The organism is Paenibacillus sp. PL2-23 (assembly GCF_040834005.1).
Classification (GTDB): Bacteria; Bacillota; Bacilli; order Paenibacillales; family Paenibacillaceae; genus Pristimantibacillus.
Genome location: NZ_CP162129.1, coordinates 2,733,902 through 2,748,752, shown reverse-complemented (window position 1 = coordinate 2,748,752; position 14,851 = coordinate 2,733,902). Strand labels below are relative to the sequence as shown.

Genomic DNA, 14,851 nt, shown 5'->3' with positions numbered 1-14,851 from the left:
ATGAAGATGACTACCTTAACGGATACCGGAATCGGCTCCATGCATATAAGCTTTTATGGCGCCGGCTCCATGGCCGAGGCTATTGCCCGCGGCCTCATAAGCGAAGAGCTTGTCGCCCCGGGCAAAATTTCGATGCTGAACCGCAGCAATGCCGAGCGGCTGAATGAGCTGCACGGACGATACGGCGTGCTGACGGTGCAACAGGGCTCCTCCAACGAGTCGTATTTGCAGGAGGCCGATATTGTATTTCTGGCTATGAAGCCGAAGGACGCGGCGGAAGCGATCGCCGCAATCGCGCCTCTGCTCTCGCCTAAGCAGCTGATCGTGTCGGTGATCGCCGGCTTGTCCATCGCTTCGCTTGAGAAGCTGCTGGGCTCAGATATGCCTATTGTGCGCACGATGCCCAATACCTCCAGCTCCATCGGGCTGGGCGTTACCGGTATTAGCTATTCCTCGAACGTCACCGAGCAGCAGCGCGTCATTACGGAAGCCATGTTCCAGTCCATTGGCATGAACGCCGTTGTAGAGGAGTCGCTCCAGGATTCCGTTACCGGCGTGTCCGGCAGCGGTCCCGCTTATATCTATTTCATCATGGAAGCGATGATGAGGGGCGCATCCGAGCTAGGGTTCGATGAAGCAACCGCGAAGGAGCTGGTCGTTCAGACCGTTCTCGGCGCGGCCCAAATGGTGAAGGAAACCGGCGAAAGTCCACAGGAGCTGCGCCGCAAGGTTACGTCTCCGAATGGAACCACACAGGCGGCTATTGAAAAAATGACAGAGCTGGGCTTGCCGGATGCTATTGTGCAGGGCATGAAGCGCAGCACAGAACGTGCGGCGGAGATAGGCGCCGCAATTGGAAGGAGCTTGGAGGCATGAGCCAGTATTGTATTGCAACTTATCGGACGTACGACGACAAAGCGGATTTTGACAAAAAGGCGCTGTCCATTGCTGTAGGCTTAACCGTCGGCAGCTGGACAGAGCTGCCTGAAGCCCAGAAGGCCGAGATGGAGAAGCATCTGGGCAAGGTGCTGTCTGTTGAGGTGCACGAGGGCGGACCGGGCGAGCGTTACGCCGATATCCGCATCGCGTATCCAGACATCAATTTCAGCCGCGATATCCCTGCCCTGCTTGTCACTGCGTTTGGCAAGCTGTCCATGGACGGACGTATAAAGCTTATCGATCTGGACGTGTCCGAATCGTTTGCCTCCGCGTTCCCGGGTCCCAAATTCGGCTTGCCGGGCGTCAGGGAGCTGCTGGGCGTACAAGAGCGCCCGCTGCTCATGAGCATTTTCAAATCCGTCGTAGGACATGATCTTGCGAATTTGCAGGAGCAATTCTACAAGCAGGCGCTTGGCGGCGTCGATCTGATCAAGGACGACGAAATATTGTTCGAGAATCCCCTTACGCCGCTGGAGAAGCGCGTGGAGACCTGTATGGAAGCTGCCCGCAAGGCGCAGGAGGAGACCGGCCAGAAGCTGCTGTATGCCGTCAACCTGACGGGACCAACCTCGCAGCTGGCCCAGAACGCCCGCAAGGCAATAGCCGCGGGAGCCAATGCGCTGCTGTTCAATGTGCTGGCCTATGGCTTCGACGTCCTGCATGAGCTGAGCAGCGACCCGGATATTCATGTGCCGATTGCCGCGCATCCCGCAATGGCGGGCGCGATGTACCCTTCGCCCCATTACGGCATCAGCGCTTCCCTGCTGCTTGGGAAGCTGATGAGGCTTGCGGGCGCAGACCTCGTCCTGTTCCCGTCGCCATACGGCTCCGTCGTTATGCCGAAGGAAGAGAATCTGGCTGTTCAGGCAGCGCTGCTTCAGCCGCTTCACGGCTTGAGAACCAGCTTCCCGGTGCCGTCCGCCGGCATCCATCCGGGTCTTGTGCCGCTTATTCTTAAGGACTTTGGAACCGACGTCGTTGTCAACGCGGGCGGCGGCATTCATGGCCATCCCATGGGTACGGCCGCAGGCGGACAAGCCTTCCGTCAGGCCATTGAGGCCGCTCTGGCGGGCAAGTCTCTGCAGGAGGCGGCTGAAGCACCGGGGCATGAAGCATTAAAAGCTGCAATTGGAGCATGGGGAGTAAGAGAAGCATGATGGATCAATCAACAACAGCCAGAAAACGTATCGTGTTCTGCGATTTCGACGGAACGATCACCATCAACGACAACATCATCGCAATTATCAAACATTTTAATCCAGAAGGCTGGGAAAGGATCGCCGAGCGCACCATTGCCACGGAGATAACCATTCAGGACGGAGTCGGGCAGCTGTTCCGGCTTCTCCCCTCCTCGCTGAGGGACGAGGTCATTTCGTATGGCGTCGGCAACGTGGTCATTCGCGACGGCTTTGCCGAATTTCTGGCCTATTGCAAGGAGCAGGACATCGCCTTTTATGTAACGAGCGGCGGCATCGATTTTTTTGTATACCCGACGCTTGAGCCCTTCGATATCCCTCGCGACCATATTTATTGCAACAGCAGCGACTTTACGGGGGAAAACATCGAAATTGTATGGCCTCACCCCTGCGATGAACATTGCGATAATCAATGCGGCATGTGCAAAACGACGATCATGCGCCGTTTCCCCAGGGAACAATATGAGCGCATTATAATCGGCGACAGCGTAACGGACTTCGAGGGCGCCAAGCTTGCCGACACTGTATATTCGCGTTCTCACTTGACGGTCAAATGCAGGGAGCTGGGTCTTGCGCATACGGAATACGAGACGTTCCATGACATCATTGCGGCAATGGCCAAGGACGAAAGGAAGGAAACGACATGAGCTTTCAACAGATACGAACGGAAGAGAAGCAGCGGGCACTCAGCGAGCTCCGCGATGTGAAGGAGCTGTTCGCGAGCCGCGGCTGGTTCCCCGGAACAAGCGGCAACCTGTCCGTGCGGGTCGGCGACTTTGCGCCGGAGCAGTTTCAATTCGCCATCACAGCGAGCGGCAAGGACAAAACCGTGCATACCCCGGAGGATTATTTGTTTGTCGACCAGGACGGCAAGCCTTGTGAGCCCACCTCTCTTAAGCCGTCGGCGGAAACGCTGATTCATTGTGAAATTTATCGTCTGACAGGCGCCGGAGCGATCTTCCACGTGCACACGGTTTTCAACAATGTGATCTCCGAATATTATTGGGATCGCAAGTCCGTGCCGGTTGACGGCGTAGAGCTGATCAAAGGGTTCAATCTATGGGAGGAAGAGAAGCACATCGACATCCCGATCGTGTCCAATTTCGCCCATATCCCTCATATTGTGCCTGAGGTGACGGAGCGAATTGTGAATGAAATTCCAGGCATTCTGCTGCGGAAGCACGGCATCTACGCCTGGGGCGCCAACGCGTTCGAGGCGAAGCGCCATCTTGAGGCGTTTGAATTTATATTTGAATATGTTTATCGTCTGGAGCTGCTGAAGCGCGGCGGCGTATAAGCTGAAGCTCCTTCTTATGCCAAAAGGGATGTCCCCGGGCCAATCGCCTGGAGACATCCCTTTTATGTTATACAACTTACGTTTTGCCACCGTAAAATTTCCCCGCATGCGCTTTCGCTTCTTCCACGCTTGTCACACGGTTTCTCCCCCACTCGAACAGGATGCGGTCGATATATTTGAGGCTCAGCTTACCGGCAAATACAGCTTCCTTGAGGGCGAACAAGATAATGTCCTCCGTATATTTGTCCTCTTCGAGCCACTTGCTGAGAATGTCGCATTCAAACGGCGACAGTAGCCGGCCAAATTCCTGCTCGAACGTCGAGAACAGATCAGACGCCGGCATGCCGGGCGACATGCTTCTCTTCGCATCCGCGGCGGGCTGGCGCTCGGCCCTCTTCGTCTGCCGCTTCTCTGCGGCCCGCCATTCGGCAGCCTTCATATGCCAGCCGCTCCAATTGTATCGCTCGGCCTGCAGTCCAGTCACCTCGTCGATATAATCGTCAATGGTCAGGAAGCCTTCCTTCATGAGCCGGCCCAGCATCGTGCCGATCGTGCGAACCTGCACGCCCATTCGCCCTGCCAGCTGCTCAGGCGTAGGAAAGTCGTTGCGCTCGGCATGCGCATACAGCATGATTTGCAGCAGCAGCATCGCCTCGGAATCGGATAAGCCTAGACTCCCATAGCTCTGCAGCAGCAAAGCGGGAATATGTACGCCTCCTTCCGCGGTCGCTGCGGCCATGCCATGCGAATAAGCCTTCCACATATCATCGCTCATATCTTTCCCCTCCCCAGGCGTATAACAAAAAAGAGCTGCCCGGCATGGCGGGCAGTCCAATTATTTCGCTTCTCTTACAATGGTATACGTGTCCCGAGCAATGAGCAGCTCCTCATTGGTCGGCACGACCAGCACCTTCACTTTGGACGCGGACTTCGAGATGACTCTTGCCGCCTTGCTTCGCACCGCATTCAGCTCCAGATCAAGCTCAACGCCGAAAAAGGTGAGCCCCTCGCAAACCGCCTGACGCACATCCGGCGCATTCTCACCGACGCCAGCCGTGAACACCAGAACGTCCAGCCCGTTCATCGCAGCTGTGTAGGAGCCTATATATTTTCTCAGACGATAGGTGTACATGTCAAACGCCAGCCTCGCGTTTTCGTCTCCGTTCTCCATCGCCTCCGTCACCTCGCGCATATCGCTGCTGATGCCGGAGATCGCCAGCATGCCGCTATGCTTATTCAGCATGGAGTTGACCTCGTTCAGCGACAGCTCCTCCTTGTTCATCACGAAGGGAACAATCGCGGGGTCAATATCGCCGCTTCGCGTGCCCATCATCAGTCCCTCCAGCGGCGTCATGCCCATGCTCGTGTCGAGGGTCTTGCCGTCCATAATGGCCGCGCAGCTGGCCCCGTTCCCTATGTGGCAGGTGATCATCTTAAGCGACTCCAGCGGCACACCCAGCCATTGAGCGGCATGATCGCTGACATAGGAATGCGACGTGCCATGGAAGCCATAGCGTCTGATCTTGTGCCGGCGATACAGCACCTTAGGGATGGGGTACAGGTAAGAAACAGGCGGCATCGTCTGATGGAACGCGGTATCAAACACCACCACCTGCGGCACGCCCGGCATATTCGCTTCCACCGCCGAAATGCCCATCATATGAGCCGGGTTGTGAAGCGGAGCAAGATCGAACAGCCTCTTGATCTCCAGCTTGACCTCCTGCGTCACAAGCACCGAGCCCTTGAACACCTCGCCGCCGTGCACCACGCGATGTCCGACTGCGTCAATCTCCGTCATGGCGGACAGCACGCCGTGCTCCGCATGCGTCAGCATATCGATCACTCGCTTGACCGCCGTAACATGATCCAATATTTCGCTGACGTCGCGCACCTCCGGCTTGTCCGCCGGCTCATGCGTAACGATGGAGGAATCCATGCCGATTCTCTCCACGCGCCCGCTAGCGAGCACGCTTTCGTTCGTCATGTCGTACAGCTGATATTTGAGCGAGGAGCTCCCCGCGTTAATGACTAGCACCTTCATGAAATCCGATCCCCATCTCTGTCATATTCAAAAAAGCCAATGCCCGTTTTCGCCCCCAGATGGCCGGCCCGCACCATCTTCTTCAGCACAATGGATGGCCGATATTTGAGCTCGCCATATTCCCGGAACATGCGATCCAGGGCGGCCAGCACGGCATCCAGTCCGAAGCGGTCCGCCATCTCGAACGGTCCATGCTGGAACGAATAGCCAATTCTCATGGCGCGGTCGATGTCCTCCGCGGTGGCGACGCCCTCCTCCAGCACATGCAAGGCTTCATTGATGAAGAGGCAGATCAGGCGAGTCGTGACGAAGCCCGGGGATTCGAATACCATGACGCCCTTCTTCGCAAGAACCTCCTCCACGAACTCCTTCATCCGGTTAAAGGTATCGTCGGACGTTTTGAGTCCCCGCACAATTTCAACCAGATCGATCTTGGAGACAGGGTATATAAAGTGCAGACCGATGACCCGGTTCGGCACGCTGGTGACGCTAGCCAGCTCCGTCAAGCTCAGCGTTGACGTGTTGGAGGCCAGAATCGTCGACGCTCCGCAGATGGCGTCCAGCTGACGGAACACAGCCTTCTTCGCCTCCATATCCTCGGTAATAGTCTCAATAATGAGCTCGCAGTCGCCCAGCTCAGTATAGAGAGAGGCTGTATGAATTCTGGACAAAATAAGCTTTTTCTCCGCGCCGGTCAGCGCCCACTTCTCGATCTGCTTGTCCAGAGTGACTCCAATCATTTGTATCGCATATGCAAGCCGTTCAGGCGTTCGTTCAAGCATGACGACGTCAAGGCCTTTGGCGGCTAACATCTCCGCAATCCCTTGGCCCATCGTGCCTCCGCCTATGACTCCAACTTTCTTGATCATTGCATTTCTAGCTCCCTCAAGGTAGATTCCTTCTTATTATAACGATTTTCAATAAAAAAAGAAGGCGACCCCAAGGTTCGCCTTCAAATTGTTAAGATTGAAACCGTTTTATGCGGCCTCTCCGCTCCTCATCAGCCTGCGGAACGTCTCGCCGTCCAAGCTTTCTTCCTTCAGCAGCGTTTCCAGCGCTGCTGCGAAGATGTCTCGCCGCTCCTCCAGCAGCGCCTTGGCAGCCAGCATCTGTTCATCCAGCACTTCCTTCGTAATCGCCGCCCAGCTTTCCGGGGTCATCATGGAGGCATGAATAATGCCAAGCGAGGTTAAGCCGGATTCCACAAGCGTCTTCACTATATTGACCGCTTGATCGAAATCGCCTCGTGAGCCCGTGCTGCGATCGCCGTAGAACATCTCCTCCGCCGCCGCGCCAGCCAGCGTGATCCGAATCTGTCCGTTCAGGAACGGCTTGGTGTACAAATATTGATCCTGCTGCGGCTGATGTCTGACATAGCCCAGCGCGCCGCCCCGAGGCGACAGCGCCACCTGGGAGACGCTGCCCGGCCGAACGAGCTCTGCCATAATGGCATGCCCCAGCTCATGAAGCGCAACACGGCGGCGTTCCTCCTCCGAAGTCTCGCGGTCCGTCTTCTCGCCAAGCATAACCTTATCGATCGCCATTAGAAAGTGTCGTTCCGCAATGAGCTCGCAAGCCTCCCGCATCGCGTAGATCGCCGCTTCATTCATGACCGACTCCAGCTGGGCGCCAGAGAAGCTGTAGGTCTGCTCTGCCAGTCGCTCCAGACTGACGGAATCCTCCAAAGGCTTATTGGCGGCATGAATGCTCAGAATATGCTGGCGGCCCTTCTTGTCCGGCAGCTCTACCCCGATATGGCGGTCAAAGCGCCCGGGACGAAGCAGCGCGCCGTCAAGCATTTCCTTGCGGTTGGTCGCCGCAATGAGCAGAATGCGGGGCGACTCGTTGGCGTGTATGCCATCCATCTCTGTCAGCAGCTGATTCAGCGTCTGATCATATTCCCGGTGCTGGCCGCCGTCGCGTTTCCCGCCGATCACTTCAATTTCATCAATAAAAATAACCGCGCTGCTTTTGCCGGCCTTCTTGGCTTTGGTACGCGCCTCCTTGAACAAATCACGTACCCTTCCGGCGCCTACCCCCACATACATTTCCACAAACTCACTGCCCGAGGCCGCCAAGTAGATGGAATCCGTATAATGCGCTGCAGCCTTCGCCAGCAGCGTCTTGCCCGTTCCGGGAGGTCCGGCCAGCAGTATGCCCTTCAGCGGACGAATGCCGAGCTTCTCGATTTTATCGCGCTTCACAAGGAAGTCGAGCGCCTCGACCAGCTCCTCCTTCGCCCGCTCCTGTCCACCAATCTGATCGAAGCTGAAGGGTGCAGCCTTCACTTCATTCCGGCTTTTCCCGCCCGTCAGCGCCGTCAGCTTTCCTCTGCCTTGAGCGGTATACAGCACCGCTGCCGCAATAACGGCAAGGAATACAAAAGGCAAGACGTTAACGCCCATATAGATCAGAAACAGAAGCAGAACAGGGAAAAATCCGATCAACAGCTCCAGACTGTATTTACGCATTCGTCCACACCCCCAATTGATTTGGCGTACGCGGCAAGACGATAAATTTGGCTCCCTTCTCGCTGCGGAGGGTCACATAGACATGGGCATTATCCATCGCTGTTTCTGCACTCACGCCCGCCCTAGCGGATACCGCGTTCTCCATCGTAGCAGGGATAGCGGAATACGTTTTGGTCTCCATCGCTTCCGCGATGTCGAACAGGGCCGACTGCCATATTTCCTCAAGCAACGGATCCTCCTCCGTCACAATGCTTATATCCAACGCTTTCCCATTAGCGGACTGGCCGGCCTGCTCGCTTGCGGAGGCGTATACCTCCTGCAGATCGGCCTCCTTGGACAACTGGAGCGTTATGGCAAGCTTGCTCTGGCCGATCTTCGGCTTGCCCGCGTCCACAACGCCTGGCAGCTCCTCCAGCGTTTTGGTTAACGGCGAGGCTACAGCAACCTCCTTATACAAGGTCCAGCCCCCGAACAGGGAAGCTGCGGATATAATCACGGTGACGGCGATAGGCAGCATACGAAGCTTTCTCATGAAGCAATCCCTCCCATACCGTATTGTTGGCACAATCAGATCCATACATCATTTGCTATACGAAAGTATATCACATTCGTATACCATTAGGGCGGTGTAAAAACAGGAAACGGGACCATCATTGTGGTCCCGTCCCCGTAGGCAATGTGAAGGATTCAATCAAGTCACCTTCACGGTCAAACGTATAAAATTGATAATAATAGCGACGTCGATCGCCATCCTGTGAGGAGTAATACACTTCCCATGCCGGGGAATCGCGGAACAAGCCAGGCTGTACACGAACAACCTCAAGTCCAGCCGCGCTACGATTCGCCTCACGAAACTGAGCGAGAAGCTCCTCCTCAGAGAGCACATCGTCAGCGTCAATCGTATACAACGGTTCGCCTTCTCCGGTCAGATAGACATACCGTACAGCCCCAGCGCCGTCCCTGCCCTCCGCAATCCATGATGAAGCTTCCCATACATGCTTATGCAGCTTGTCGACCTCTGACAGCTCGCCCGTCTGAAGGGCGGCCTGCCGCATGCTGCGCTCCAGGCCCCATAGCGGGCTCTGGATGTCGTGGAGATACAAGCCGAACCATACCAGGAAAGTCACTGCGCTTGCGCTTATGAGCAGAATCCAGCGCTTCGGCGTCATGAACGGAGGGCGTTTTTTTTCAATGGCCCGCATTAGCCATTAAGCAGCCGCTCGTAGCTGGCGGCAGCCTCATAACGAATTTTTTCCTCATCCAGCAGCGTGCACACGCCGTTCTTCACAACCTGTCTGCCGTCAACCCATACATGCCGGACATCGCGCCCGTTCGCCGCATAGACGAGATGGGAGACAATATCCGTGAGGGGATACATATGCGGCTGATCCAGATCGATCGCAATAAAGTCCGCCTTGAAGCCTTCCTTCAGCATACCGAACGTCTCCCCTTGCCACACTGCGTGTGCGCCATATGTCGTGCCCAGCTTCAGCGCCTCCCAGGCAGGCACCACAGTAGGATCGCCGGATACACCCTTATGCAGCAGAGCAGCAAAGCGTATTTCTTCGAACAGGTCCAAATTGTTGTTGCTTGCCGCGCTGTCCGTGCCCAGCGAGACCTTGACGCCTGCGCGCAGCAGCTCCGGCACTCGCGCAATGCCGCTCGCCAGCTTCAAATTGCTGACAGGGTTGTGCGAGACCGAAACGCCGCGCTCCGCCAGCAAAGCAATTTCGTCATCGTTCAGATGAACGGCGTGTGCGACCAGCGCGGGACGGGAGAAGAAGCCTAACCGATCCAGATGCTCGACAGGACGAACACCGTAATCCCGTACATTTTGTTCGACCTCCGCCAGCGTCTCCGACATGTGCGTATGCAGAGGCAGATTCATATCGTGCGCCGCTTGCACAAATTTCTCAATATAAGCAGGCGGGCATGTGTATGGGGCGTGAGGCGACAGAAGCGTCGTAATCCGGCCGTCCGCCTTGCCATGCCAAGCCTTGGCGAAGTCCAGCGCGTCCTGCAGCTTCGCACTCTGCTCCTCCTCGGAGCAGAGTCCGATGACACCCCGCGTCAGAATGCCGCGGATACCGCCCTGCTCCGTCATTTCAGCGACTTGATCCATACGATCATACATGTCGACGAAGGCGGTAGTTCCCGATCTCAGCATCTCCACAATGGCCAGCGCGCTTCCTGCTCTTGTATCCGCATCCACGTATCTGCCTTCCATCGGCCACATCTTTTGCTCCAGCCACACCTGCAGGTTCTGATCGTCGGAATAGCCTCGCAGCAAAGACATCGCCGCGTGCCCATGCGTATTCACCAGTCCCGGCAGGAACGCAAGCCTGCTGCCGTCCAGCTTCCGAGCATCGGGAGCAAGCTGCTCCACTCTCGGCGCTTCGGCTCCGATATATGTAATGCGGTCGTCTGTAATGACCATGTGCCCCTGCACCGTGCGGCTGTCATCATTCATTGTGACGAACAGGCCGTTCTCAATCCATAGCTGACTCATCCGTGTCACCTTCCCCATCTTCATGATTCAAATAATAGGCCAAGCTTAATAATTCTCTTGTGAAATCTGCATTATGAATGCGGACATCGTCCGGCACGCGGAGAATGGCGGGGGCGAAATTCAAGATGCCCTCCACGCCTGCGGCGATAAACTGGTTGGCCACATTTTGCGCCTCGTGGGCCGGTACTGTTATAATGCCGATGCGAATGTTTTCGCTCTCCACGACACTTGCCAGCTCCTTCATCGGTTGAACGATCAACTGGTTAATATGCGTGCCAACCTTGTCGGGATGAACATCGAACACCGCCGCAATTTTCATATTGTCCTTGGCATATTTATTGTAGTTGCAGAGGGCTAGACCTAAGTTGCCGGCGCCTACCAATGCAACCTTGATCGTCTGATTCACCTTCAGAATCTGCCTGATTTTTTCGATCAAATAAATAACGTCGTACCCGATTCCTTTACGGCCGAACTCGCCGAAGTACGCCAGATCCTTCCGAATCTGTGCCGGGTTCAGGTCCAGCTTGACGCCCAGCTCCTGGGAGGACACCGTCTGTATTTCACGGCTGTGCAGCTCATTCAGCACCTGCAGGTAGATGGGCAGGCGCCTGACGACCGCTTCTGATATTTTGGCTTGCTTCATAGGTACCTACTCCTTCTTCATAAGAATCGAGCCGGCATCGGCTTCCGGGGTCCCTTCCTCATCCGAAAGCCATTGCTTCATTCGGGGCACCATCTGATCCGTGTGCATCGTCTCTATCTTCGGTCCTGGCAGCGAATATAGAAAATGCTTGCCGTAATACGTGTCAATGACACGGGTGTCATACAGAATGACAATGCCCTTGTCCCTGGCGGTTCGGACCAATCTGCCGAAGCCTTGCTTGAACCGTATAACAGCTTGCGGTATAGACAGCTTCATGAATGGGTTCTGCTTCTGACGCTGCAGCAGCTCAGACTTCGCTTCCACTAAGGGATGATTCGGCGGCTGGAACGGCAATCGCACGATCGCCAGACATATCAAGCCTTCACCAGGGATATCGACGCCCTCCCAGAAGCTGCTTGTGCCGAGCAGCACAGTCTCGGGCTGCTGGAGGAATCTTCTTGTCAGCTTCGTTCGGTTGCTGCTGTCAATACCCTGACCCAGCACAGCGATGCCCTCGGCGTCCAGCTGAGCCTTAAGCGGATCATACACCTGCTTAAGCATCTTGTAGGACGTGAACAGCACAAGCATGCGTCCCTTGGTCATGGCGGCTGCTTCGGCGAGCGACGCAACCAAACGTCCCAGATACGCTTCATCGACAGAGGCACCCTTCAGCACCGGGAAATCACGGGGAATGACGACCAGCGCCTGCTCCCGGTATCGGAATGGAGACGGCAGCAGCACATTTCGCAATCGGCCCTGCTGCTCGTAGCCTGTCAAGCCTAGCTGCTCTTCGGCATATTGGAAGCTTTTTTGCACAGTTAAGGTGGCTGAGGTAAGGATCACGCTGTCCTTTGCGTCAAAAAAATACTTCTGCAGCTGGCTGCTGACATCAACTGGGGCGCCGAACAGCGCGGTAGACCGATGGCGATAGGCAGAGCTTGCCTCAATCCAATAGACGAACTGGCTGTCCTCCAGCTTCATGATCGTTCGCAGCTCATCCTTCACCCGGGTTACATCCCGAATAGCTCCGTTCAAATCCGTCAGCTGGGCCTGAATGGCGTTATCCTCCACACGGTCCTTGGCATCGCTCATCAGCTTATCCATCGTCTTGATCACTCTGGACAGCTCGACGTGGATGTTATTCTCTACAGTTAGAAGCTCCTCCCACTCGCTTGGCAGTCCGCCGGATTGAAGGCGCTTAACAAGAGAGCCGCCCTCGCTCATGCTGTCCGACGCGTTTGCGGCGAAGCTGTACAGCAGCTCAAACAGCTTGTCCCAATGCTCCTTAATCTCCTGGAATATAGGAATGACCGTGTCGATCGTCTCCACCCATGCCTGCGCATGGTCGTCGCCTTCCTGCTGCAGCTTCAATCGAAGGCTCGGCAACAGACCGGAGCGATTATCCCGGAACAATCTCTGCAGATTCTGAACTAATGTGAAATAATGAACATTTAATCCCAGATGCTTCCCCGCAACCTCCTCCACATGATGGGCCTCGTCAATGACAAGATGGCTGTAAGTGGGCAGAAGCCGGTGATCGGCCTGTACATCCGTGAACAGCATGGAGTGATTGGTGATGCAGACGTCCGCTATATTGGATTCATGCTTGGCGCGATGATAATAACAGCGTTTGAACCAAGGACATGCCCGGTTGAGACAGGAATCGGCATCGCTCGCCACCGTTGCCCAAAATTCAGGCCCTCGATTACCAAAGTTCAGCTCCTCTTGATCCCCTGTCTCTGTCTCGCTCAGCCATACCACCATCTGCGCGGCAGTAATAGGGTCTTCGATTGGAGCCGCCAGATCCTGAGCGCTCAGCTTGCCCTCGAACTTGCGCATGCATAGATAGTTGCCCCGGCCCTTGAAGATAGACGCCTTGAAGGGAAATGGAAGCACCTCGCTCAGCAATGGCAAATCCCGTTGCCTGAGCTGCTCCTGCAAATTGATGGTATGGGTGCTGACCACGATTTTGCTGTCCGTCTGGACGCTGTAATACAGAGATGGAATCAAATAGCCTAGCGACTTGCCTGTACCCGTGCCCGCCTCAATAAGCAGATGCTTGTCATTGGCCAGTGCTTCATACACTTCCTTGAACATGGCGCTCTGTGATTCCCGTTCCTCGTATTGCTGGAATTTCCCTTGAAATTTTTCCTTGATGCCGCTCAAATATTGCTCGAACGAAACACCCTCCAAAGGGTTGCGGACCCCATCCTGCCTTGGTGGTTTTTCGTCGCTCCACTCCTTCGCCTTCAGGGCGAACTGTCGGTAATAATCATATTCGGCGGATTCAAATACCGTGCTTTGCTCGATCCAGGCTTCATTCTGCTTCAAGTACCAGTGCAGATCCTTGCCTTCATCAATTAACGCAGAGAGCCGCTGCGCGGTCAGCAGCGGCATAGAGCGGAGCTTCTGTGTCATTTGAATAAATATAAGTGCGGTAGCCATCGCATCGCTGTCGGCCTGATGGTGCCGATGCTCGCCGATGCCGAATTGCTCGGCGACCGCGCCGAGCTGATAAGTGGTAATGGAAGGATACATGATACGAAGCAGCTCTACCGTATCCAATCTGCGGCCCGTAAACGCCATATAGCCGCAGCGATCCAGCGCCTGATTCAGAAAGCCGGCGTCAAAGCCTACATTATGAGCGACCAACACCGCGTCGTCGAGCAGCGGGATGAGCTCCAGGAGAACGTCGCTCAGCTCTGGAGCATCCTTCACCGTCTCCTCTGTAATGCCAGTCAGGCCCGTAATGAATGCAGGGATTGGAACCGTTGGCTTCACGAAGGAGCTGTATGTCTCCACTATATCCAATTGTTCATTGACGATGACGGCGCCAACCTGCAGAATATCGTCCTCTGCCCCATGTCCCGTCGTCTCCAAATCCAACACGGCAAATTTCATTGATTTCCGTTCCTCTCACAAGCAGCACAGCTCCGTGCTTCCAAAATATAACGATAATTGCCCCGGCGTTTCCTGACAACACTTCAGGTTGTTCAAGGAATCCGTGAAGCTGGGGTATACCTCGTAGGCTTTGCGGAACAGCTTCTCCGCCTGCGCCATATTCATGTGCACAGCGTGAATGCACCCAAGGGCATTATAGCCCAAAGCGAGCCATTTCGGGAAGTCCGACAATTGAATCAGCAGCTGAAAGTGGCGTTTGGCTTCCTGCCAATTTTGCATGTGCATCTGGCTCATGCCTAGAAACAATCTGGCCAAATTGCATTCAGGCGCAATAGCGATGACCGTCTGGAACAATTCCGCGGCGCGGGAGAACATAAATAATTTATAATAGCCTTGACCCTGATTAATAAGCGCCGCAGCTTCCTCCGGAATCGTTAAATCCGCCATGCTGCAAGAAGATTTTTCATGAATTATCTTTGGAGGAGCAGCGTCCACGGCCATTGGCTCCGCCTGCTGCTGAGATGATGCGGCAGACAGGCTGCTGGCTTCGCTCGGCTTCGCCGCAGCCGCAGAAGGGCATCCCAAATCGCCAAATCGATCCTGGAAGTCCGCAACCTTCTCCTCGAACTCCAGCCACTGCTCGATAAACATGTCGCTCATTTTTTTCAGCTCGCCGATTTGCTGCAGATACAATTGTCGCTCCTGATCGCTTGCTTGTGGGAATTGCTCCGTAATCCCGTCAAGCATCTCGTTCATCGAAGTGAACATATGCTGAAACATGCCGCATCCCCGCCTTCGCTTTTGATTAAGGAGTGATACGGTCATTTTTTGTTTGCAGACGGCTTTTCATACGG

At 55.3% G+C, this 14,851-nt stretch carries 14 protein-coding genes; 4 read left to right on the top strand and 10 right to left on the bottom strand.

The features are described from left to right. Positions 1–6: 6 nt before the first annotated feature. From proC to mtnB, 4 genes are read left to right on the top strand one after another with little or no spacing between them, the layout of a single operon-like run. Positions 7–876 (top strand): pyrroline-5-carboxylate reductase, encoded by an 870-nt coding sequence (proC, locus tag AB1S56_RS11860; RefSeq protein ID WP_340867568.1) that lies wholly within the window; start codon positions 7–9, stop codon positions 874–876. Then, complete coding sequence (locus AB1S56_RS11855) at positions 873–2,096, top strand: 2,3-diketo-5-methylthiopentyl-1-phosphate enolase (RefSeq protein ID WP_340867570.1); 1,224 nt, start codon at positions 873–875, stop codon at positions 2,094–2,096. Before proC ends, AB1S56_RS11855 begins: the two co-directional genes overlap by 4 nt. Further along, positions 2,093–2,782 (top strand): 2-hydroxy-3-keto-5-methylthiopentenyl-1-phosphate phosphatase, encoded by a 690-nt coding sequence (locus AB1S56_RS11850; RefSeq protein WP_340867572.1) that lies wholly within the window; start codon positions 2,093–2,095, stop codon positions 2,780–2,782. Before AB1S56_RS11855 ends, AB1S56_RS11850 begins: the two co-directional genes overlap by 4 nt. Then, positions 2,779–3,432, top strand: coding sequence for a methylthioribulose 1-phosphate dehydratase (mtnB, locus tag AB1S56_RS11845; RefSeq protein ID WP_340867573.1), 654 nt, complete (start codon positions 2,779–2,781; stop codon positions 3,430–3,432). Before AB1S56_RS11850 ends, mtnB begins: the two co-directional genes overlap by 4 nt. A gap of 76 nt (positions 3,433–3,508) precedes the next feature. Here the strand turns inward: mtnB and AB1S56_RS11840 are convergent, their stop codons facing one another. The 10 genes from AB1S56_RS11840 to AB1S56_RS11795 form a co-directional block, all read right to left on the bottom strand. Further along, complete coding sequence (locus AB1S56_RS11840) at positions 3,509–4,207, bottom strand: DnaD domain protein (protein WP_340867575.1); 699 nt, start codon at positions 4,205–4,207, stop codon at positions 3,509–3,511. A gap of 60 nt (positions 4,208–4,267) precedes the next feature. Beyond that, positions 4,268–5,473 carry an acetate kinase gene (locus AB1S56_RS11835; protein WP_340867577.1) on the bottom strand — a complete coding sequence of 402 codons (1,206 nt, stop codon included), beginning with the start codon at positions 5,471–5,473 and terminating at the stop codon, positions 4,268–4,270. Continuing rightward, entirely contained in the window at positions 5,470–6,342 is an 873-nt protein-coding gene (locus tag AB1S56_RS11830; RefSeq protein WP_340867578.1) for a 3-hydroxyacyl-CoA dehydrogenase NAD-binding domain-containing protein, read from the bottom strand. The genes AB1S56_RS11835 and AB1S56_RS11830 overlap by 4 nt, the downstream gene beginning before the upstream one ends. A 108-nt stretch (positions 6,343–6,450) precedes the next feature. Then, complete coding sequence (locus AB1S56_RS11825; RefSeq protein ID WP_340867579.1) at positions 6,451–7,944, bottom strand: AAA family ATPase; 1,494 nt, start codon at positions 7,942–7,944, stop codon at positions 6,451–6,453. Further along, positions 7,937–8,476: a hypothetical protein gene (locus tag AB1S56_RS11820; protein WP_340867580.1), complete on the bottom strand. Its 540-nt coding sequence runs from the start codon at positions 8,474–8,476 to the stop codon at positions 7,937–7,939. The genes AB1S56_RS11825 and AB1S56_RS11820 overlap by 8 nt, the downstream gene beginning before the upstream one ends. A gap of 118 nt (positions 8,477–8,594) precedes the next feature. Continuing rightward, the gene (locus AB1S56_RS11815; RefSeq protein ID WP_340867581.1) at positions 8,595–9,146 is read right to left on the bottom strand and encodes a hypothetical protein; all 552 of its coding nucleotides are present in this window, start codon (positions 9,144–9,146) and stop codon (positions 8,595–8,597) included. Then, positions 9,146–10,453 (bottom strand): amidohydrolase, encoded by a 1,308-nt coding sequence (locus AB1S56_RS11810; protein ID WP_340867582.1) that lies wholly within the window; start codon positions 10,451–10,453, stop codon positions 9,146–9,148. The genes AB1S56_RS11815 and AB1S56_RS11810 overlap by 1 nt, the downstream gene beginning before the upstream one ends. Further along, positions 10,434–11,096 carry a redox-sensing transcriptional repressor Rex gene (locus tag AB1S56_RS11805; RefSeq protein WP_340867583.1) on the bottom strand — a complete coding sequence of 221 codons (663 nt, stop codon included), beginning with the start codon at positions 11,094–11,096 and terminating at the stop codon, positions 10,434–10,436. Before AB1S56_RS11805 ends, AB1S56_RS11810 begins: the two co-directional genes overlap by 20 nt. A 6-nt stretch (positions 11,097–11,102) precedes the next feature. Continuing rightward, on the bottom strand, positions 11,103–13,997 hold the full coding sequence (gene dinG / locus AB1S56_RS11800; protein WP_340867584.1) for an ATP-dependent DNA helicase DinG: 2,895 nt from the start codon (positions 13,995–13,997) through the stop codon (positions 11,103–11,105). A 15-nt stretch (positions 13,998–14,012) separates the two neighbouring features. After that, positions 14,013–14,777 (bottom strand): tetratricopeptide repeat protein, encoded by a 765-nt coding sequence (locus AB1S56_RS11795; RefSeq protein WP_340867585.1) that lies wholly within the window; start codon positions 14,775–14,777, stop codon positions 14,013–14,015. Positions 14,778–14,851 lie beyond the last annotated feature (74 nt).